We start from the raw sequence: 21,223 nt of genomic DNA, 5'->3' as shown, positions 1-21,223 counted from the left end.
ATTTATGACTATGAAAAATGCAATTATCACCGGTCTTACAGTCTTAATCCTTGTTTTCAGCACTTACCTACACGCGGCTGGCGACCATATTAATCACGAAGAGAATCCCTCGGCAGATCACAAAGAATATGGCCATGAGGATGATGGAGAGGATGAGCATGGCCACGGCGAAGAAAACAGCAGTCGTATTGATGGCGAGATGGCACAGCAAGTGGGGATCGTAACCAGTCGTGCAGGTTCCCAGGAACTTAATCAAACCATTACTGTTTACGGCTCGTTGGTGTCGGGGCCAGAACAATTAAGTCATGTGCGTGCCCGCTTCGAAGGCTTAGTCAAATCTGTACGTGTGACCATTGGTGATCGAGTAAAAACCCGTGATCTGTTGGCGGAAATTGAATCCAATGAAAGCCTTAAGACTTACCAACTCCACTCGCCTATTTCAGGCCGCATCGTTCAGCGTCACGCCAACACCGGCGAAGTAACCCAGGATCAAATTCTGTTTTCCATTGCTAACTTTGACACTGTGTGGGCGGAACTGCGGGTCTATCCCGCTCAGCAGTCCTCGGTTGCAGAAAGTCAGGACGTCCATATTCTGACTGCCGATGGCAGTGTCGAATCCACAGTAAATCATATTGTGCCCTCGCTGGAATCCCCTTATCAGTTAGCGCGAGTCAAACTGGACAACAGCAAGCAAACCTTATCTCCGGGAATGATGGTAGAAGCGCGTGTACAGGTCGGTCGCTTTCCAGTTTCTTTGGCTGTTACAAAAGAGTCGGTGCAAATACTTGGTGGTCGGCAGGGTGTTTTTGTAAAGATCAATGATGAATATCGTTTTAAACCGCTCGTGCTGGGTCAAAGTGACGACCATTTTTATGAGGTCGTCGATGGGCTTGAGTCCGGCGATGAATATGTCAGTAAAAACAGCTACCTGATCAAAGCCGATATCGAAAAATCCGAAGCCGAACACGAACACTAAAAGGGACGCATTATGATTGATTCTATTGTGCGCCTAGCCGTTGAAAGGCGCTTGTTAATTCTCTGTTTTATTTTTGTCATCGTTGGAGTCGGCGTGTGGAGTTATCAAAAGCTCCCCATTGATGCGGTACCCGATATCACCAATGTGCAGGTACAAATTAACACGGCTGCTCCGGGTTACTCGCCGCTAGAGTCCGAGCAGCGAATCACGTATCCGGTAGAAACTGCGCTAGCGGGTTTACCCAAACTTTCCTATACACGCTCGCTGTCACGTTATGGCTTGTCTCAAGTCACGGTGGTGTTTGAAGAAGGCACTGATATCTATTTTGCACGCAACCTGATTAACGCCAGGCTGGGTGCAATCAAAAGTGCCTTACCGCCTGGGCTTGAACCGGAAATGGGGCCGATTTCTACCGGCTTGGGCGAAATTTTTATGTATACGGTGCAAGCCAATCCTGATGCCCGCATGGTTAACGGTGAGTCCTATAACGCGACCGCATTGCGAGAAATTCAGGACTGGATTATCAAGCCCCAACTCGCTCAGGTAAAAGGCGTTATCGAGGTCAACAGCATCGGTGGCTACAACAAGCAATATCATGTGATGCCCGACCCCACAAAATTACTACTTTACAAAGTTAGTGTTGAAAACGTCGTGCAAGCCTTGCAGGCCAATAATGACAATCGGGGCGCGGGCTATATCGAACGAAACGGTCAGCGGCTTTTGGTGCGGTCGCCAGGTCAGCTCGCAACGGTGGACGACATCGGTAATGTGATCATTACCGAACATGACTCTGTACCGATAAAAATAAAAGATGTGGCCGAAATTGCGATTGGCAAAGAGCTACGTACCGGTGCCGCTACGCGAGATGGTGTAGAAACGGTATTGGGTACTGCCATGATGCTGATCGGCGCTAATTCGCGTACGGTCGCCCAAGACGTAGCTAACAAGCTCGAAGAAATTCAGGTCTCATTGCCGGAGGGCGTGGTGGCTGAAGCCGTCTACGACCGCACCGCGCTAGTCGACAAAGCCATTGCCACCGTGTCCAAAAACCTCATGGAAGGCGCACTACTGGTTATCGTGGTGCTGTTTCTCTTGTTGGGCAATTTCCGTGCTGCCTTGATCACAGCGGCGGTTATTCCGCTGGCTATGTTGATGACGATCACCGGCATGGTGAAAACGGGTGTATCGGCCAACTTGATGAGCCTAGGGGCACTCGATTTTGGTTTGATCGTAGACGGAGCGGTCATTATTGTTGAAAACTGCGTTCGTCGTCTGGCCGAGAATCAGCACAAAAGCGGTCAACAAGATTTACGGGAGCGATTGAACACTGTTTTTGACGCAACCTCCGAAGTGATTCGTCCCAGCTTATTCGGTGTGGCCATTATCACTATCGTCTATATCCCGATATTTAGTTTGACCGGTGTGGAAGGCAAGATGTTTCACCCGATGGCGGCGACCGTAGTGATGGCGTTATTGTCTGCTATGGTGCTTTCGTTAACGGTGGTCCCTGCTGCTGTTGCCGTGTTCATGAACGGCAAAATCAGCGAAAAAGAAAGCATCGTTATCAGCAAGGCAAAATCTGCCTACAAACCGCTGCTCAATCTCGCTCTAAAGTTTCGCTGGGCCGTGGTCGGTTTTGCCTCAGTCTTGGTGGTGTCTTGTTTATGGTTGGCTACGACTCTGGGTTCAGAGTTCATTCCTCAATTGAATGAGGGTGACATTGCATTGCACGCGATGCGCATTCCAGGCACAGGTTTGGAGCAAGCCGTGGAAATGCAGGAAATTCTTGAGCGGAGAATAAAAGCATTTCCTGAGGTGGATAAAGTCTTCGCCCGAATCGGCACGGCGGAAGTTGCCACCGATCCGATGCCGCCCAATGTCGCCGATAATTTTGTGACCTTAAAACCGCATAGTGAATGGCCAGACCCGTCCAAAACCAAAGCGGAACTTGTTGAGGAAATGGAGCGAGCCCTAGAGGAGTTGCCGGGCAATAACTATGAGTTTACGCAACCCATCCAAATGCGGTTTAACGAATTAATTTCCGGTGTACGCGCGGATCTCGGTATCAAGATTTTCGGAGATGATCTGGATCAGTTGGTGTTAACAGCCAACGATGTGCTTAAAGTCGTCAATTCGATTGAAGGTGCTGCGGATGCTAGGGTTGAACAAGTAACGGGATTGCCAACACTTTCTGTTATTCCGAACCGCACCGCCCTGGGTCGCTACGGTTTGAATGTTGCCGAACTTCAGGATTGGGTGTCCGCTGCGATTGGCGGTGAATCCGCCGGGATTATTTATGAAGGTGATCGGCGCTTTGAGCTGGTGGTGCGCTTGCCGGAAACAACGCGTCGCGATATCGACCGTTTGAAGTTTCTGCCGGTACCACTCCCGAACGGGGATTATGTGCCCCTCGAAGAAGTCGCGACCTTGGACATCTCACCTGCACCAGCGCAAATCAGTCGTGAAAACGGTAAGCGCCGCATCGTAGTCACCGCTAATGTTCGTGGACGTGATCTGGGGAGTTTCGTCAATGAGGTACAAGCGAGTGTTCGTGAAAACGCGGATATCCCGCCAGGTTATTGGCTGGACTATGGCGGCACTTTTGAGCAGCTGGAGTCTGCCAGCCAGCGCTTGTCCGTCGTAGTACCGATTACCTTGTTGGTGATATTGGGTATTCTGGTCATGGCCTTTGCCTCAGTGAAGGATGCGTTGATCATATTCAGTGGTGTGCCGCTCGCGCTCACTGGTGGTGTTTTATCGCTGTATTTACGGGACATGCCGCTGTCGATCTCTGCTGGAATAGGTTTTATCGCACTGTCCGGCGTGGCGGTACTAAATGGACTGGTGATGTTGGCCTTTATACGTCAGCTTTGGCATGAGACAGGGGAATTGACCAACTCAATTATTGACGGCGCGATGATTCGTTTACGCCCGGTGTTGATGACTGCTCTCGTGGCCAGTCTCGGTTTTGTCCCCATGGCCTTAAACACTGGTACCGGTGCAGAAGTTCAGCGACCACTCGCAACCGTGGTTATCGGGGGCATTATTTCGTCAACGATTCTGACGTTGTTGGTTCTGCCTGTACTGTATCAGTGGGTTCATCGCCGAGAGAATAAAATCAAAAAATAATCGTCTGGCTCCGGCACAAGCCGGAGCCGACTTTTTTTGAATCTAAACAGAAAAAGAAAAGAGCTGGAGGAACAATGCATTCTCATTCACACGACGACAACAGTAGTACACGAATCGGCTGGGCATTCTTTCTCAATGTTGGATTCACGATTATTGAGTTTATTGGCGGGGTGCTGACCAATAGCACCGCGATTATGGCGGATGCCGTCCACGACCTCGGAGATAGTTTGTCTATTGGTTTGGCGTGGGTCCTCGCGAAACTGGGAAAAAAGCCCGCTTCCAGTTCATTTTCCTACGGCTACAAACGTTTATCGCTATTGGGTTCGCTCATCAATGGTATTGTCCTTATCGCCGGTTCAGGTTGGGTGTTATATCAATCCATTCCTCGTCTTTTCAATCCGGAAATGCCTGTAACAGAAGGTATGTTGGCGCTGTCCATTTTCGGTATTGCCGTGAATGGGTTCGCCGCATTTAAGCTCAGCAAAGGGGAGACACTGAATGAAAAAGTGCTCAACTGGCATTTGCTAGAGGACGTCCTCGGATGGGTTGCTGTTTTTATTGTGTCAGTTGTGTTGATGTTTGTGGAGTGGCCGATCCTCGACCCCATTTTAGCGATCGGCTTCACCTTATTTATTTTGGTGAATGTTGTTCGAAACATCGGCTCAACCTTAAAGCTGTTTTTACAGGGCGTACCCGATCAAGGCATTGCAAAAGGAATCGAAGAGAAACTTAAAAGCATTTCTGAGTTTAAACATTTTCACCATCTGCATTTGTGGTCGCTGGATGGCGAAAGCCATGTATTAACGGTTCATATCGAACTTGCAGCAGATGTATCACTGGAGGATCAAAGAAATTTAAAACGCCGTTTGTCCGCTGTGCTGGCCGAGTTTGAGTTAAGTCACACAACCGTTGAGTTTGAACTACACAATGAGCCTTGTCGTGATGACGTGCCAAAGGAGTGACGTATGCTGTTAATCAAAACTGCTGGCCTTTTCGTGTTCACCGCGATTGCGGAAATCGTAGGGTGTTTTTTGCCTTATCTTTGGCTGCGCAAGGGGGGATCTACCTGGCTTCTGTTACCTGCTGCATTATGCCTTGGGCTATTCGTCTGGTTGCTAACACTGCATCCCGCCGCCAGCGGTCGGGTATATGCGGCCTATGGCGGGGTCTACGTGGCGACAGCGTTGGTTTGGCTTCGCGTGGTTGATGGGGTACGACTTTCTCCTATGGACTGGCTGGGAGCCTGCATCGCATTGATCGGTATGGGTATTATCGTGATTGGTTGGAATGTACCAAATTCGTACTGAATTTTGAAGGAATCCGCCTCGAAATCCACCTGACATTCAATAACTCTTGATTATTTAAAGTTAAATTTAAGCTATTCAAGTCTCGAAAAGCGATATAATATAGTATGTATATACGTGGTACGTAATACAGTACGAAATATAGTGAGAGGTGGTATATGGCAAGAGGCGGCGTCAACAAAGCACTGGTATCCAAAGCGCGTGAAACCTTGGTCCGTCGAGGCGAAAACCCGTCTATTGACGCCATTCGCGTGGAGCTTGGCAATACTGGCTCCAAGTCCACCATCCATCGATACCTACGCGAGATAGAAGAAGAGGCTTCGGCCCGCCTGGATGATGAAGCATTGCTCAGCCAGCCGATTAAGGAGCTTGTTGGGCGCCTGGCCGCAGCACTGAAACAGGAGGCGCAAGCCGCAATTGATGAAAGTCACTCCAAACATCAGCACCAAGTGCAGTCGCTTACAGGCCGAATTCAAGAACTCGAAGACTCGCTTGCCACTATCAATAAAACACTCTCAGATAATGAGCACGAATTACAAAGCGCACTCGCTGATCTGGAGGAGAGCAAAGTCTCCGAAGAAGCGCTAAAAGCAAAACAAGCCAAAGCCGCTCAAACCGAAGAAAAACTTCGGGAGCTTTTAGCCGAAAAACAAACCCAGATCGAGTCACTGGAAGAGAAGCATCGTCATAGTCGAGAAGCAATGGAGCACTATCGCCAGTCGGTAAAAGAGCAGCGTGACCAGGATCAACGAAAGCATGAGCAACACAGCCAGCAGCTTCAATCCGAAATTCGCGCTCTGAATCAAACACTTGCAGTCAAACAATCCGATATCACGCAGCTCAACAAGGACAACGGGCGGCTCGCGGCCGAGCTTGGCTCCATACAGAAAACAGCTGCAAAACTGGAAGCCGAGCAACGCAAACTTACCACGGATCTGGATTCCAAAGCGGAAGAGTCTGACTCGCTTAAAATTCAACTTTCCGAGCTCGCAGCTCAAGTAGAGGAACTCGATAAAGTTAAGAAGCTGAACGAAGAGCTGCAAGCCTGGAAGGCAGAAGCGTCGGTATCGATAGGCAAACTGGAAGCAGAAATTTCAATCAAGACTGATATGATGAATCGTTTACTGGAGGAAAAAACAAAAGCGCCGGAGCCAAAATAAAATAAAGAGTTGGACGGTGAGCACAGATGACCGACTGCTGGGTATTTTCTTATATTGTCTTAATTTTTTTACGATGTGTAAGGCTCCCACACAGTCCGCAGTGAGCTTAACTAGACTAGTAAGGACATCAAGATGTAGTAAAAAACTATATTAAAAACATGCAATTAGATGAACTTTGGCGAATTTTTCCAGAATGACGGCCGACCCTCGAAATCGGCCGCGACCTTATCGTTAATACCACCGGTCACATAACCCGTTGCTGTCACGGTATCGTAATTGGCAACACTCATAGAAATATCGCCGCCGAATTCATGCTCGGGCTTTTTGGTGACAACCTGAATCAGGCCACCCGTGGCGTTGCGACCAAACAGGGTTCCCTGCGGGCCTTTGATAACCTCGATACGCTCAACATTCGACAAGACCATAGAGCCGGTAGTGGCGGATGCGTAATACACGCCATCAACATAAGTAGCGATACCGCTTTCATAACCGGCACTCACCAAGGAGTTACCCACACCGCGCAAACGAGGAAAGAAGCGCCCATCTTGCGTTGAAATCACCAGACCAGGTACCGCCTGCCCGAGACTTTCAGTATCCAGAATACCCTTCTCGGTGAGCTCATCGGTCGATAATGCAGCGACCGCAATGGGCACATCCTGCAGGCTTTCTGTTTTACGCTGCGCACTGACAACCACCTCTTCCAGCTGCAGTGTTTTGCCTTCCTGGGCGTGCACAGACGCGCCCGTCAATAAGATTGGGGCAATTGCGGCGGATAAAGTCGCTTTTTTGAATACATTACGCTGTGAACTATACATATCAGTCTTCCGTTTACTTTAATTTTGGATTTTTACTCAAGCTGAAAAAAATTTTTACTGAAAATCGTTTTACATCAGCAATAGGCAAAGGCATTTTCGACCCATGAGCATCATGCAAATGGCCGTCGAGAATTTACCCGGAGCAGGTGTTGAACCCCCGCTTACCAAAAGAAAGACAAGTCAAAAGATAAGGCGCAAAAGCAACTGGTATTAAAAAATGATCGAAACGCATAGGACTAACCTTTTATATTTATTTATGTAACGACCACTACATATTAAATCAATAAAATACAGCATTGCAATATATTTATGTATGAATTAACACATAAATACCAGGAGATCAAAGTATCAGGCGTCGAATAAGCTCTTACAGAAAAGGGTGGCTGATTTGCGCAACGCTGGTTTTGTCACACCGTCTAATGCCTCGACGGCAAGACCGCTAAAATAAGCCAGCACACAGCCGGCAAGCACAGAGGGATCACTGTCCGGATGAATATCTCCTGCCTCAATACCCAACCGCATACGGGCTGTCAGGCGTTTTCGTAAGCGCCCTCGTTGCTTATGGAGAAAAGCCTGCACAACACCATCTGAAGCGCCCAGATAACCCGCGCCAAGCCCAATGAGGCAGCCCCTTGAAGGCTCTGTGGCAAAAAAAACATCAATCAGGGCAAACAGCATGGCCTGAATTGCAGACGCTGTATCGCCTGCCTCCTCCAACACACGCCAAACAGGCCCTACTTCAGAAGAGATATACAGCTCCACCGCCTCAAAAAAAAGCCCTTCCTTGGAACCGAATGCCGCATAAATACTGGGCGAATTAATTCCCATCGCCTCAACCAGCTGCGCCATTGAAGTGCCGTCGTAGCCACGCGCCCAGAATGCCTGCATCGCCTTTTCCAGCGCAGCTTCCCGATCAAAAGCACGAGGGCGACCACGGCGCGCAGCAGGGGTAGAAGTAATCATAATCATCCTTTTACGATGAAATTCATGAGCCAAACCGTTGTTCACACAACATTTTTTTCACACAATGTTTTCCGCGAAGCGCTGCTTTATGTGGCTTTTCACCACATAGTTCTCTGCAAAAGCCGACTCAGCACATCGTCTAAAACTCATTTTTTAACGATCATAATATAAATTTGTCCAAACTGGTTAGCCCGCGCCTGAACGGTTTTGTACACTCAGCAAGTAAATAACAATATTTAAACTCGGCGCAGAGAAAAAATTAGCATTGAATAATATTAAACATGCATCGGAATTCAAGCTTTACCACTATCACGAATCACTTTGCTCTCAGGCCGTTCGTCTGGCGTTGGAAGAAAAAGGTATTAGCTGGAAATCGCGCCCCATCATTCTCAATGAACTGGTACGGGAAGGCGACAACTTCAAACCCGAGTACCTCCGTATTAACCCGAAAGGCTGGTACCTACCCTTGTTCATAACGGCCAGCCCGTTTACGACAGCTGGGTGATTATTGATTATCTGGACAAGCAGATTTAAAGCGGCACCATGCTGACCCCGCAGAATGCCAATACTCAGACGCAAATGCGTGCATTTATCGAACAGGCTTCACTGGATGATTCCCGTGCCCTGGGCGTATCACTCGGCACCTCAACTCCCGTGCTCACACTACCGGTGTTGCGCTACTGCCTTAAGCAACAACCGGCGCTCTCAGTATTGTGGAAGTACCGCAAGCACCCTATTCCCGCACGCCGCTGGGGTATAAGTATGGCCCGCTCGCTACCGTTACCGCCCTCACTATCCAGAAAATCACTGCAAAATGTGGGCGAGGAATTGAAAAACATCGAGGCTATGCTGCAATCAGGACAGGAGTATTTGTTTGGCGAATTCAGCCAAGCCGATATTATGATGGCGGCACACTTCCACCGACTGGAAGAAGTTGCACTCGGCGCAATTCTTGAAGAAGAAAAGCTCCCAAATATCGCCGCCGCTTGAAGAGTCGCCCCGCCTACGAAAAAGCGATTACCGAGTGGCACGACCCAATCTGGCGGGAAGCGCTGGACGCGGTATTTAAAGGCCAGCCTTCACCAGATTTGGAAAAAATCCGAACAATAGCCACCGACTGAACAGCAAACGGCTCTTGGTCTTGCTTATATGGCGCGCTAAGTGAGGTTCTGCAAGTAGGATTCAGCAAAATGCCGAGCCAATACAGAGAAGAGTGCTTGCTTAGGCAAACTCTTCTGTATCGATCTCCTGCTGGGTCGCCGCCGGGTAACGCGGCCCCTGAACCGTATTCGGGTTAATCAGTTCGTTGAGTTTGCCCAGAGTTTCTTCAGACAAGACCAACTCCAGCGCGCCCACGTTTTCTTCAAGATGAGCCAGTGAGGTGGTGCCGGGAATAGGCAGCACATGCTCACCACGGGTCAGCAACCAGGCCAGACAAAGCTGTGCCATGCTGCAATTATTCTCGGCCGCCAGAGTGGCAAACTTCGCCATCCATTCCTGGTTCGCGCTTAAGTATGGCTCTTGAAAACGCGGCATACCCCGACGAATATCGCCCTCTACAAGCTGCTCGGGGCGGTCGATACCGCCACAGAGAAAACCGCGACCAATCGGTGAAAAGGCCACAAAGGTCGCGCCGATTTCACGGCACAAATCCAGCACTGCAATTTCCGCATTGCGTGTCCACAGCGAATACTCGGTCTGCACGGCAGTAATAGGATGTACAGCATGGGCCTTGCGCAGGGTATCCGCCGAAACTTCCGACAAACCCAGTGCGCCGACTTTGCCCTCCTCCACCATTTTCGACAGCGCACCCATGCTTTCTTCAATGGGTACGCTTTTGTCCCAGCGGTGCAGGTAGTAGAGATCGATATGGTCTGTCTGCAAGCGTTGCAGGGCTTCGTCAATGGTTTTCACTAGGGTTTCCGGCCGACCGTCGATCACCCGCTTGCCATCAACCCCGGTCATACCGCATTTGCTGGCCAGATGGATTTCACCGCGCAGCGACTTAAGCGCCTTGCCCACCAGGGTTTCGTTACTGCCAAAACCGTAGAGTGCCGCGGTGTCGAAATGCCGCACGCCCAGTTCAAAGGCGCGATGCAATAGCGTAATGGCATCGGCTTCACTCGGCGGGTGGCCGTAAGCGTGACTGAGATTCATACAGCCCAAGCCGATGGCCGGAACCTGATGACTGCCGATATTACGCTGTTGCATTGCCCTTCCCTTTCTTTCTCTTTGGTGTTTGTTTAGCCAGCCAGTTGTTGCTCGAGGTCGTGCAACACTTTATAGCAAGGCAGTACTTTGCCAACGCTGGAGTTAGGCTCGCGGCCTTCAGCAATCGCGGCGAAGAATTCCCGATCCTGCAGCTCAATACCGTTCATGGACACATCGACTTTCGACACATCAATTGCTTCTTCCTTGCCGTTCACCAGATCGTCGTAACGGGCGATATAGGTGCCGTTATCACAGATGTATCGGAAGAAGGTTCCCAGCGGGCCATCGTTATTGAACGACAGCGACAGCGTACAGATTTTGCCGCTGGCGGTTTGCATCTGGATAGACATATCCATGGCAATGCCCAGCTCGGGGTGAATCGGCCCCTGTACCGCATTGGCTTTCACAATCGGATCGCCAGCCTGGTAGGCAAACAGATCGACAGTGTGAGCCGCATGGTGCCACAGCAGGTGATCCGTCCAGCTACGCGCCTCACCCTTGGCGTTAATGTTCTGGCGACGGAAGAAATAGGTTTGCACATCCATTTGCTGAATATTCAGCTCGCCATTCTTAATACGGTTGTGCACCCACTGGTGAGAGGGGTTAAAGCGGCGGGTGTGACCCACCATGCAAACCAGGCCAGTTTCCTGCTGGGTTTTCATTACCGCCTCAGCATCGGCCCAGCTGTCAGCCAGGGGAATTTCTACCTGTACGTGCTTGCCCGCCTTCATGCACTGAATCGATTCAGAGGCGTGTTGCTGAGTCGGGGTACACAGAATCACTGCCTCGGCTTCGGTCTCTGCCAGCGCCTGAGCCAGATCAGTCGAGACGTGCTTGATGCCGTAGTTATCGGCGACTGCCTGGGTTTTTTCTAGGGTGCGGCCAACCAGCGACACCACTTCTACACCATCAATAATTTTAATGCCGTCCAGGTGCTTGATACCAAAAGCGCCGGGGCCAGAAACCAGAACCTTCATTGCGTTCTCCTTATATCGTTAATTCATTTGGCGTCGTTGATGTTGCAACATCACTCAGGGATTTTCCAAAATCATATGGCCTACTGCGGTATTCGAGGCAGGCACATGGTAGAAGCGGTGCTTCTGCACGACCTTGCTCTGCATGGCGCCACGAGCAACCAGCCACATTACCAGCTCGATACCTTCTGAGCCGGCCTGACGAACGTAGTCAATGTGGGGAATATCCACCAGCGCCTGAGGATCATCCGCCAGACGATCAAGAAAGGCGTTATCAAACTCCTTGTTAATCAGCCCCGCACGCGGCCCCTGCAGCTGGTGGCTCATGCCACCAGTGCCCCAGATCTGCACGTTCAGGTCTTCGTCGAAGGACTCGACTGCCCGCTTCAGCGCCTCGCCAAAGGCAAAACAGCGCTTGCCTGATGGTGGCGGATATAGCACTACATTGACCGCCACAGGAATCACCAGACAAGGCCATTCTTCCGGCTGACCAAACATCAGTGACAGCGGCACGGTCAGGCCGTGGTCAACGTCCAGAGAATTGACCACCGTCAGGTCAAACTCGTCCTGAATCACGGATTGAGCAATGTGTGCCGCCAGACGCGAATGGCCTTTGACCACCGGCACCGGGCGCGGCCCCCAACCTTCATCGGCGGGCTGGAATTCCTCACCGGTGGCAATGGCGAAGGTGGGGACAAAATTGGAGTCGAAGGCGCTGGCGTGGTCGTTGTATACCAGCAGCACCACATCAGGTTTGTTCTCGCGGATCCATTCCTTGGAGTAGTCGTAACCGGCAAAGAGTGGTTTCCAGTAGTCCTCACCAGACTTGCCGTTATCGAGTGCCGCGCCGATGGCCGGCACGTGCGACGAGTATACACTCGCGGTAATTTTTGCCATTGTGGTACCTCATTGCGCCCCAACCGGAGCGTATTAAGTGTAGAGCGTTACTTGTACATATTGCCTTCTGGAGAACGACCCCCATCCAGCATCATCTGCGCGTATTCAGGCTGACTCATGCCGGTCATAGTCGCCGCTGCGTGCTGGAAGCTCAGTCCATCCGACGAAAAAATCTTGGCCAGAAAATAAATATTGCCGCCCAGTGACATCATGCGGTTGTAGTCCCGCGCAAGTACCGCCAGCTTTTGGTCTTCGGTCATCGGCCACTCATCTAGGTAAGCGCGCTGATCCGCCTTGAAGCGCTCGCGGTTTTCCGCCTTCATCAGCGACATACAGAACTGATTGAGGTGGAAACCCTGGCGTGCCATATCGGCGTCAAAAATCGTGGTACCGGGAATATCCTGATAGGGTTTGTCTAGTGCCATAAATAGCCTCCTGTTATTCCAGCCGCTTAATCCGACCAGTAGAGCCGCATCGGGTTAGCCACCAGCAGTTTTTGCTGCAACTCGGCGGTGGGTGCAATGCGGGGAATCATATCAACCAGATGGCCGTCGTCGGGCATATGGCTTTTCATATTCGGATGCGGCCAGTCTGTGCCCCACAATACGCGGTCGGGAAACAGCTCTACAATGCGGCGGCCAAAGGGCACAAAGTCGTCATAGGTCGGTGCGCCACTCAGCGACAAACGCTCGGGGCAGGTCACCTTCGACCAGAAATTCTCGTTCTCACGCAGCAGCTTGACGAACAACTCAAACTCGGGCCCGTCAACCGGCTTGCTGACATCGGGGCGACCCATGTGGTCCACCACCACAGTGGTGGGCAGCGCCGTAAAAAAGTCATACAGCTCGGGCAGTTCCTGCGCCTCGAAATAAATCACGATGTGCCAGCCCAGCGGCTTGATACGCTCGGCAATACTGCTCAGGCTGTCAAAGGGCAGCGCATCCACCAGACGCTTCACAAAGTTAAAGCGCACACCGCGCACGCCGGCGGCGTGCAGCGCTGCTAGTTCCTTGTCGGTGACACTGGCCTTGACCGTGGCCACGCCGCGAGCCAAACCATTGGAGTGGTTCAAGGCATCAACCAGCGCGCGGTTATCTGCGCCGTGGCAGGTTGCCTGAACAATGACATTACGGGAAAAGCCGAGATAATCCCGCAACGCCCACAACTGATCTTTGGAGGCGTCACAGGGGGTGTACTTGCGCTCCGGCGCAAAGGGGAATAAATCCCCGGGGCCAAACACATGGCAGTGGGCATCTACCGCGCCAGCAGGTGGCACGTAGCTCGGTTTGCTGGGCGACTGGTGCCAGTGCAGCCAGTCGGCGTCGGGGGTGAACTGGCTCATTCTCCTCGCTCCTTCAATGAGGCATCCAGTCGTGGATACACCCGGCGGGCATTGCCTTCAAAGACCTTGTAGCGGTCTTCGTCGGAAAGCGGCAACGCATCCAGATAACGTTTGGTGTCGTCGAAATACTGTCCGGTTTGCGGGTCGATACCGCGCACCGCACCGACCATTTCCGAGCCAAACAGAATATTGTCGATGTCGATCACCTTGAACAGCAGGTCGATACCGGGCTGGTGGTAAACACAGGTATCGAAGAACACATTCTTCATCACGTGCTCGTCCAACGGCGGCTGCTTGAGCATGTCGGCCAGACCACGGTAGCGACCCCAGTGGTAGGGCACCGCGCCGCCGCCGTGGGGAATAATAAAGCGCAGCTCAGGGAAATCCTTGAACAGATCGCCCTGCAGAAACTGCATAAACGCGGTGGTGTCGGCGTTGATGTAGTGGGCACCGGTAGCGTGGAAGTTGTGGTTGCAGGAACCGGACACGTGCACCATCGCCGGCACATCCAGCTCAACCATTTTTTCATAGAACGGGTACCAGCTTTTATCGGTCAGCGGCGCGGAAGTCCAGTGACCACCGGAAGGGTCGGGGTTCAGGTTACAGCCGACAAAACCCAGCTCGTTGACGCAGCGCTCCAGCTCGGCAATGGAGTTGGCAATCGGCACACCGGGCGACTGAGGCAACTGGCACACGCCAATAAAGGTTTCGGGGTAGAGATCGACTACTCGCTTAATCAGATCGTTACAGGCGCTGGTCCATTGCTTGGACACCGCCTCGTCGCCAACATGGTGAGCCATGGTGGAGGCGCGTGGCGAGAAGATGGTCATGTCGGCGCCACGCTCTTTCAGCAGGCGCATCTGGTTCTGCTCGATGCTCTCACGAATCTGGTCATCGCTGATTTGCGGCACTTCAGGCAGCGCTTCGCCTTTTTTAAAGGCTTCCAGCTGTGCCTCACGGAACAATTGATGGGGTTCTGGAGCAGTAGTGTAGTGCCCGTGGCAATCGATAATTTTCATAATTCTAGGCTTCTCCATTCATAGTACTAATTTGGGCGTTGATCGCGTCCAGCAAAGGGTTCAATTCTGTTTCACTCAGCTGGGCTTTGAATTTTGCCGCCCAGTCCTGGCGCTCGGCACAGGCCGCGCTCATCCACGGTGACAAACCCGCTTCGTTGACGGTCTTGGCCACTTCACGCATTTCTGCCGCGCGCCGCTCTCCGTGCAGTAGTGAGCGGGTAATCAGGTAGTGGGCATGTTCCGGCCAGTCGGGGCGGGGGAACAGGTTATTCAGCGAGGCCAGCACCACCTCATCAACACCGTAGTGCCGCGCGGCCAGTAAGGACTCGGTTACCAGTGCCTCCATGCCTTTAATAATCACACTGCGACACATTTTTGTAGCCGCCGCGATGCCCAGCTCCGCCGAAGTGGCACGCATGTCGCTAAAGCCCAGCTGCTCTCCAATAGCTTCGAAGGCCGCCGCGTGGGGGCCACCCAACAAGATCGGCGCGTCGGTGCGCTTGGGGTGAATCGGCGACATCACCGAGGCCTCGACAAAGCGTCCGCCTGCGGCCGTCACCATTTCTGACAGTTGCTTTTTGGCTGCCGGCGAGATGGAGTTAAGGTCGACAAACCAAGCCTCGGCAGCTAGTCCCGCCAACACCGACTCCGCGGCGGGCACCGCCTGCTCGGCGGTCACCATCGACAGCACCAGCTGGCAGTCTTTGGCAGCACTTGCCGCATCCGCAGCCCGACTCACCCGGTCAGAGGATGCCAACGACGCCCAGTGCGCTTCTGCCGCACTGCCGGTCGTGCCAAACTGCGCGTCCCACAGTTGCAAGTCCAGTTCGGTTTTCGCCAGCAGGTCCTCGGCCACGGCCAGGCCCACTTCGCCTAAACCAATCAGCGCGATGCGCTTCACTTTAGCCAGCTCAAGGTCAGCCATGCTCGCTCTCCAACTCGGCGGGCACCATCACCTCACCGCGCATCAGCAGCCGCGCCGTGCGCAACAGGGCCGCGCGCTTAACGGTAAAGCTATCGAGGCTATCGCTACCGGCCACTTCCATCTCTACAGTGAAAAACCCGGTCGGGTGCTCCACCTCCAGCTGACATACGCCATCGGCCGCAGGCACCGCTGCCACGGACTGCGCGACCGAACCCGGCAACATGCAGCCGGAGGCCACACTGACCGAACCCAGCACACCAATGGCTTCGTGAACCCGGTGAGGGATAAACGTGCGGGTATTGATCGAACCGCCGGCCAGCGGCGCAGAGATCAGACTCATCTTGGGCACGGTTTTGCTGGTCACGTCACCCAGATTCATCAGTTTGCCCGCCGCCAGACGGATGGATTCGATGCGCGCTTTCAACTCGGCATTGGCTTCCAGCTCCGCCGGAGACTCCAACCCGCTCAGGCCAAAGTCTGCCGCCCGCAGTAAGACCACCGGCATGCCGTTATCGATGCAGCTCACTTCTACGCCATCAATCACATCGAGGGTGTTGCCTGTAGGCAACAAGGCACCACAACTGGAGCCGGCAATATCGAGAAAATCGATCGGGATCGGCGCCGCCGTGCCCGGCACCCCATCGATACGAGCCTGCCCAACATAATTCACGCTACCGCCGGGGGTTTCCACCCGAGCCGTCGCGCGGGCGCCGGTATTAACCATATGGATTCTGACATCAGTATGGCCGTCCTCAGCGGCAACCAAACCATTCTCAATGGCAAAGGGCCCAACACCGGCCAGAATGTTGCCGCAATTCTGAGCGTCACTAACCTCGGCTTTATCCACCACTACCTGCAAGAACAGGTAATCCACATCCACACTGGGCAGCGACGATGGCGAGATCACCGCTACCTTACTGGTGAGCGGGTGCGCCCCACCCATACCATCAATCTGGCGGGCATCCGGAGAGCCCATTGCCGCCAGCAACAAGCGGTTACGGGCTTCAGCCTCAGTGGGCAGATCACTAGCCAGAAAGTACAGCCCCTTGGAAGTGCCGCCACGCATAACCTGACAGGGAATCGCCTTCTGCATGATTAGGCTTCGTCCAGCGACTTCACGTAACGCAGGCCCTTTTCCGCCAGACGTTCGCGCATATTGTAGATATCCAGTCCCAGCTCACCAGCGGCCAAGCGCTCACGCTTGACATCTTCATTGGCTATACGCTGCTGCGCCTTGGCATGTACGGCCTCCACCTCTTCGCGGCGCACAACCACAACCCCATCGTCATCCGCAACAATTAAGTCACCAGGGTTAACCAGCGCACCGGCACAAACCACAGGAACATTGACATTGCCAACGGTTTCCTTGACCGCGCCCTGAGCAAAAATGGCTTTGGACCAGACAGGGAAATCCATTTCAGTCAGTGTGGCCACATCGCGCACACCGGCATCAATTATCAAGCCAACTACACCTCTGGCCATCAGCGAGGTAGCCAGCAGGTCGCCAAAATAGCCATCTTCACAAGGGCTGGTCGGCGCCACTACCAGAACATCGCCCGGCTGGCACTGCTCTACTGCCACATGCAGCATCCAGTTATCACCCGGCGCCACCTCACAGGTTACGGCATTGCCGACAATATTTGCGGGGCGGTAAATAGGGCGCATATACGAAGCCATCAAGCCCTTGCGGCCCTGCGCTTCGTGAACCGTGGCCACTTCAGCACCCTGATACTGTTCCAGCACCGCTGCCGAAACACGTGTAATATCGGTTACACAAACTGGCATTGCAGCTTCTCCTGACTTAACGATATCAATCGTCATTATGGAGCAAGCCACCGCTTCAGGGATGTTCGAAAGCCACGCCGGGGTATAAGATTTTTCTATATCTTATTTTAATCCCGCACCCTAACCCCGCCCTCAAGACGAGTCTTTGGCATCCACCGCTGCCGCACTCCCCGAACTAAAGCGGGCAATAGTCGCGGCCGGGTGCAAGGTCCGAAGACCAATAAGCCCCCCTATCACACCCACCGCCGCGATTTGCAGCAGCGCGAAACGCCAGCCGTGGGTTGCGCCCAGCTCAATGGAAGCACCGGCAAGGCCGGGGGAGACCAGTGCAGAGAGCGTTACCAAAGCAAAAGTAATCGTCATCAGGCGATAGCGTTCTGCACCAGGTACAACCTCGGTAATCATCGCCGAGCTCAAGGCAAAAATAGAGCCCGCCAACGACGTAGCAAGCGTGACAAGAACAAGCCGCGCAGCGCCGTTGGTAACCAACGCCATTGCGATGAAACAAGCTGCACTGCCAAGCAGGCAGGCCACCATCACATAGCTACGTCCGACCCGCGAGCTGTACCCTGCATTAAGTAACCGTTGCGACAGTGCGGCAACGGCTACCACAATGATACTCTGGGCAAGAAAGATAAAAGAGAGAGCCCAGCCGCTGGACATTGCCGAGAGCCCCCCCTGATCCCGAACATAGGGCGCCAGCCACGCCATCATGAAACCGATCACCCAATAGGCACATAACCCAACTAGGGCGTTGCCGATAATGGTAGGGTCAAGCACTAGGCGGCGAAACTCCCCCGGCGCCTCGTGCACCTTTTGATCTGGCACCGGTTCAGCCGCATAGGGTCCATTTCTCCGAACCAGAAGAAAACCGAACATAACGACCAGCCCCAACACAGCACATGTCAGAAAGGCGCTGCGCCAGCCGTAATAAATAATGATATAAGTAAGCGCGGGCGCCGCTACCATGGTGCCGATTGGCCCGCCCACCATCAGCAGGGAACTGGGCACTGACCGGCGATTGTCCGGAAACCATTCATGGCAAATATTCATACTGGTCGCGGTACCCGCCCCCCCGGCGGCGCCAAGCACCACTCGACAGGCAACGAGGACAGTAAACGAGGCCGCAAGAACTATCGGCAACTGAGAGAGCGACCAGAGCAGAAGCATCACAATCAAAATCGAACGCGGGCTAAAGCGCGGCGCAGCCAGCAAGCCGACAGCGATCCCCCCCACAGAATAGAGTGTGTAGAGGCTACCAGCGACAAAACCATACTGCGCGGTGGTGAGCGACAGCTCCTCCATAATCGGCTCGGCGGCGAGACCGACCACAGCCTGGTCGATATTGCTGACCGCCTGTGCGCCAGCCGCCAACCCAACCACCCCCCCACGCTTGTATACCGGAAGCTGGCTGAACATCAGCAGCATTATTGTTGTTATTCGGGTTCATCAAGGACTTTCCTCCAGCGCGACTCTGCACAACTTTGTCTTGGAGCAGCTTATTCACGTTTGCAGACATGCAATATTATAAAAAAACAGATCATACTACCTATTTTTGACTAGGTAGTTTCATGTATTTTCCATTTTCAGTTAAAACAGACCCAAAAGGACTAGAAGAAATACAGCAGAGGTAATCCTCTGTATTTCCGAGGACATCTCAGCAAGACTATATGTTGAGACAACCCGTTAGAAACTGAACTCCATGGATAAACTATAGCGTCGCACCTGCTCCGGTGTCGCCGCAATCACAGAACCTTGGGAAATAGTGGGATCGAAATTAGGAAACTCCCCGCTATCAACGTAATAGTCCTCATCGAGCAGGTTTTCCACTAAGAATACGAACTCCCATGATTTCCACCTTGCGCCCAGACTGAAGTCTACAACGGTATAGGAAGGGTTTTCCCATAACGAAAAGTCATCACCCGGCTCGTCGATAAACTGCGCGTTGGTACTTACTTCAGCTTTGTATTGTAACTGCAGCCTACCGAAAACTCGCATGTCGGCATTGAGCTGATTACTGTAATCGAGCGAGGCAGTGCCACTCCACTCCGGAGTCTGCGGCGGTCTCTCCCCCGACAGGTCAGTATTGTTCACCGGCGAGACCAGGCCATCATCCCACGACGCGTCTAGATACCCAACGCCGCCAGAGACCGACCAAGCTCTACTAAACTGCCACTGCAATTCGCCTTCAACCCCCCACTGCGTTGAATCACCGGCGTTTATAATTCCTTCAACAACGCCTTGCTCATTGGGATCGGCGACGGTGAGTTCGAATTGCCTGTCGTCATAATCGATATAAAAGCCGGCAAGGGTGAATTGCATGCTGTCATTCAGGAGTTGTGCCTTGTAGCCTATTTCATAGCTGGTGGCTTCCTCCGGGCCAAACCCGAATAGCGATCCGGAACCGGTGAAATTGGTAAGGTTAAAACCACCTGGCTCAAGACCCTGGGCAACAACACCGTAGATAAGCGAACTGTCTTCATCGAAGTACCACGATAACGATCCGCGAAACAACAGGTCTGTTTCCGACTGCTCCCCCGACAGCCCGGTATCCAGGTTGGTTCTTGAGCTTTCCCAGCGGTTGACCCGCGCACCACCGGCCACCTCAATGGCATCGAACCGGTATGTCAGGTTGACAAAGGCCGCCTGCTGCTCACTCCCCTGATCGTAATTGCGAAAAGGGCTAGCGGTATCGGGGGGCATGATAAGGTTCGACAGTTCATCCCGCTCATGCTCCATATAATACACGCCAGCCAACCACTGAAACGGTGAATCGTCGGTAGAGGTTAGCCTAACTTCTTGGGTTATGGTTTCGTAATTGTGCAGACTCTCACTGCCGAGAATGAACGCGGGAGACAGGTCGAGATCAACAGTACGCGCGGAATCCGCGTCAAAATAGGACGACAAGGAGGTCACCGTGAACGCGTCCAGGTCGTAGGTTAATTCCAGTGTGCCAAACAGGCTGTCCTTTTTATGGCGGGGGTTCCTTGTCGCGTCCAGCGTCAATGGGTAATCAAAATCTGGATCCAATTCCCTGACCCAGAAGTTGTTTGGTGCATCGAGATGGCTGTAACGCAGATTTGCATACAAAGACAGGCGGTCTGTCACATTGCCAGCGATGGCAATACGCCCACCCATATCGCTTCGCTTGCCAGCATCAGGATCGGTATTGGTACCGGGGGTACCCGGATTAGTCAGGAAAGAATCGTCAGCCAAGGTATAACCGAAGATACGAGCAGCCCAACTGCCGGCAATTGGGGCATTGAGGGCGAATTCAGCATCATAATAATCATCGGTGCCGATTTTAGTCTTGGCACGCCCATGAATCTCTTCGGGAACCGGACGCTTACTGACAAACTTTACCGCGCCCCCAATATTTGAGCCGCCGTATAGAATGCCCTGAGGCCCTTTTAGGACTTCTATACGATCAATATCACCTACCCGTGAACTAATACCCGAAAAGACCTGAACATCGTCGACATAGAATCCAACGCCCTGAGTGTTGCCGAAGGCACCTAGCCCGCGAATCGAAACATTGGGAAAGCCATCCGCCCGGACACTCATGAACATGTTCGGCACCAGATTGCCAACATCAGTCAAACCATCAATACCGTTTCTCTCCAAGCGCGAACTGCTAAATGCAGAGATCGACTCTGGAATCGACATAGCGCTTTCAGCCCGTTTCCTGGCCGTGACAACCACCTCCTCCAGCACTCTTGAATC

The 21,223-nt window shown here is 52.7% G+C and carries 19 protein-coding genes and 1 pseudogene; 7 read left to right on the top strand and 13 right to left on the bottom strand.

Going from position 1 to position 21,223, the window contains the following annotated elements:
* Positions 1–10 precede the first annotated feature (10 nt).
* From AC2Q8J_RS02115 to AC2Q8J_RS02095, 5 genes are all read left to right on the top strand, one after another.
* On the top strand, positions 11–976 hold the full coding sequence (locus tag AC2Q8J_RS02115; RefSeq protein ID WP_008251025.1) for an efflux RND transporter periplasmic adaptor subunit: 966 nt from the start codon (positions 11–13) through the stop codon (positions 974–976).
* Between the two features lie 12 nt (positions 977–988).
* Positions 989–4,105 (top strand): efflux RND transporter permease subunit, encoded by a 3,117-nt coding sequence (locus tag AC2Q8J_RS02110; RefSeq protein WP_008251023.1) that lies wholly within the window; start codon positions 989–991, stop codon positions 4,103–4,105.
* 74 nt (positions 4,106–4,179) lie between these two features.
* Positions 4,180–5,067, top strand: coding sequence for a cation diffusion facilitator family transporter (locus AC2Q8J_RS02105; RefSeq protein WP_008251018.1), 888 nt, complete (start codon positions 4,180–4,182; stop codon positions 5,065–5,067).
* Positions 5,068–5,070: 3 nt separating this feature from the next.
* Positions 5,071–5,412, top strand: a complete 342-nt coding sequence (locus AC2Q8J_RS02100) for a YnfA family protein (protein ID WP_008251016.1) — start codon at positions 5,071–5,073, stop codon at positions 5,410–5,412.
* Between the two features lie 155 nt (positions 5,413–5,567).
* Positions 5,568–6,569 (top strand): DNA-binding protein, encoded by a 1,002-nt coding sequence (locus AC2Q8J_RS02095; protein WP_486451995.1) that lies wholly within the window; start codon positions 5,568–5,570, stop codon positions 6,567–6,569.
* 164 nt (positions 6,570–6,733) lie between these two features.
* On the opposite strand, the gene AC2Q8J_RS02090 is transcribed toward AC2Q8J_RS02095, so the two are convergent.
* Together AC2Q8J_RS02090 and AC2Q8J_RS02085 are read right to left on the bottom strand one after the other, a co-directional pair.
* A complete protein-coding gene (locus AC2Q8J_RS02090) occupies positions 6,734–7,303 on the bottom strand; it encodes a TonB-dependent receptor (protein ID WP_486451994.1) in 570 nt (189 codons plus the stop codon).
* A 429-nt stretch (positions 7,304–7,732) separates the two neighbouring features.
* The gene (locus tag AC2Q8J_RS02085) at positions 7,733–8,392 is read right to left on the bottom strand and encodes a TetR/AcrR family transcriptional regulator (RefSeq protein ID WP_486451993.1); all 660 of its coding nucleotides are present in this window, start codon (positions 8,390–8,392) and stop codon (positions 7,733–7,735) included.
* Between the two features lie 220 nt (positions 8,393–8,612).
* On the opposite strand from AC2Q8J_RS02085, the pseudogene AC2Q8J_RS02080 reads away from it, so the two are divergent.
* Both AC2Q8J_RS02080 and AC2Q8J_RS02075 read left to right on the top strand, forming a co-directional pair.
* Positions 8,613–8,881, top strand: a pseudogene (locus AC2Q8J_RS02080) (glutathione S-transferase family protein).
* Positions 8,882–8,890: 9 nt separating this feature from the next.
* Positions 8,891–9,337, top strand: coding sequence for a glutathione S-transferase family protein (locus tag AC2Q8J_RS02075; RefSeq protein WP_008250905.1), 447 nt, complete (start codon positions 8,891–8,893; stop codon positions 9,335–9,337).
* 231 nt (positions 9,338–9,568) lie between these two features.
* Here the strand turns inward: AC2Q8J_RS02075 and AC2Q8J_RS02070 are convergent, their stop codons facing one another.
* The 11 genes from AC2Q8J_RS02070 to AC2Q8J_RS02020 all read right to left on the bottom strand — a co-directional run bounded on the left by AC2Q8J_RS02070 (position 9,569) and on the right by AC2Q8J_RS02020 (position 21,166).
* Entirely contained in the window at positions 9,569–10,558 is a 990-nt protein-coding gene (locus AC2Q8J_RS02070) for an aldo/keto reductase (protein WP_008250904.1), read from the bottom strand.
* Positions 10,559–10,590: 32 nt separating this feature from the next.
* On the bottom strand, positions 10,591–11,535 hold the full coding sequence (locus AC2Q8J_RS02065) for a Gfo/Idh/MocA family oxidoreductase (RefSeq protein WP_008250903.1): 945 nt from the start codon (positions 11,533–11,535) through the stop codon (positions 10,591–10,593).
* Between the two features lie 54 nt (positions 11,536–11,589).
* Positions 11,590–12,429: a class III extradiol dioxygenase subunit beta gene (locus tag AC2Q8J_RS02060; protein ID WP_008250902.1), complete on the bottom strand. Its 840-nt coding sequence runs from the start codon at positions 12,427–12,429 to the stop codon at positions 11,590–11,592.
* Between the two features lie 47 nt (positions 12,430–12,476).
* Entirely contained in the window at positions 12,477–12,854 is a 378-nt protein-coding gene (gene ligA / locus AC2Q8J_RS02055) for a protocatechuate 4,5-dioxygenase subunit alpha (RefSeq protein WP_008250901.1), read from the bottom strand.
* Positions 12,855–12,880: 26 nt separating this feature from the next.
* Positions 12,881–13,771: an amidohydrolase family protein gene (locus AC2Q8J_RS02050; protein WP_008250900.1), complete on the bottom strand. Its 891-nt coding sequence runs from the start codon at positions 13,769–13,771 to the stop codon at positions 12,881–12,883.
* Positions 13,768–14,790: an amidohydrolase family protein gene (locus AC2Q8J_RS02045; protein ID WP_008250899.1), complete on the bottom strand. Its 1,023-nt coding sequence runs from the start codon at positions 14,788–14,790 to the stop codon at positions 13,768–13,770. Before AC2Q8J_RS02045 ends, AC2Q8J_RS02050 begins: the two co-directional genes overlap by 4 nt.
* A 4-nt stretch (positions 14,791–14,794) precedes the next feature.
* The gene (locus tag AC2Q8J_RS02040; protein WP_008250897.1) at positions 14,795–15,715 is read right to left on the bottom strand and encodes an NAD(P)-dependent oxidoreductase; all 921 of its coding nucleotides are present in this window, start codon (positions 15,713–15,715) and stop codon (positions 14,795–14,797) included.
* The gene (locus AC2Q8J_RS02035) at positions 15,708–16,808 is read right to left on the bottom strand and encodes a 4-oxalomesaconate tautomerase (protein ID WP_372747153.1); all 1,101 of its coding nucleotides are present in this window, start codon (positions 16,806–16,808) and stop codon (positions 15,708–15,710) included. The genes AC2Q8J_RS02040 and AC2Q8J_RS02035 overlap by 8 nt, the downstream gene beginning before the upstream one ends.
* 2 nt (positions 16,809–16,810) lie before the next feature.
* Complete coding sequence (locus AC2Q8J_RS02030; RefSeq protein WP_273009886.1) at positions 16,811–17,500, bottom strand: 4-carboxy-4-hydroxy-2-oxoadipate aldolase/oxaloacetate decarboxylase; 690 nt, start codon at positions 17,498–17,500, stop codon at positions 16,811–16,813.
* Positions 17,501–17,632: 132 nt separating this feature from the next.
* A complete protein-coding gene (locus AC2Q8J_RS02025) occupies positions 17,633–18,928 on the bottom strand; it encodes an MFS transporter (protein ID WP_486451992.1) in 1,296 nt (431 codons plus the stop codon).
* 258 nt (positions 18,929–19,186) lie between these two features.
* The gene (locus AC2Q8J_RS02020; RefSeq protein ID WP_424145427.1) at positions 19,187–21,166 is read right to left on the bottom strand and encodes a TonB-dependent receptor; all 1,980 of its coding nucleotides are present in this window, start codon (positions 21,164–21,166) and stop codon (positions 19,187–19,189) included.
* Between the last annotated feature and the right edge of the window lie 57 nt (positions 21,167–21,223).

The organism is Spongiibacter sp. C9W (assembly GCF_057370015.1).
Note: the sequence above shows the minus strand (reverse complement) of the source record. Positions and strands in the feature narration are given on the sequence as shown.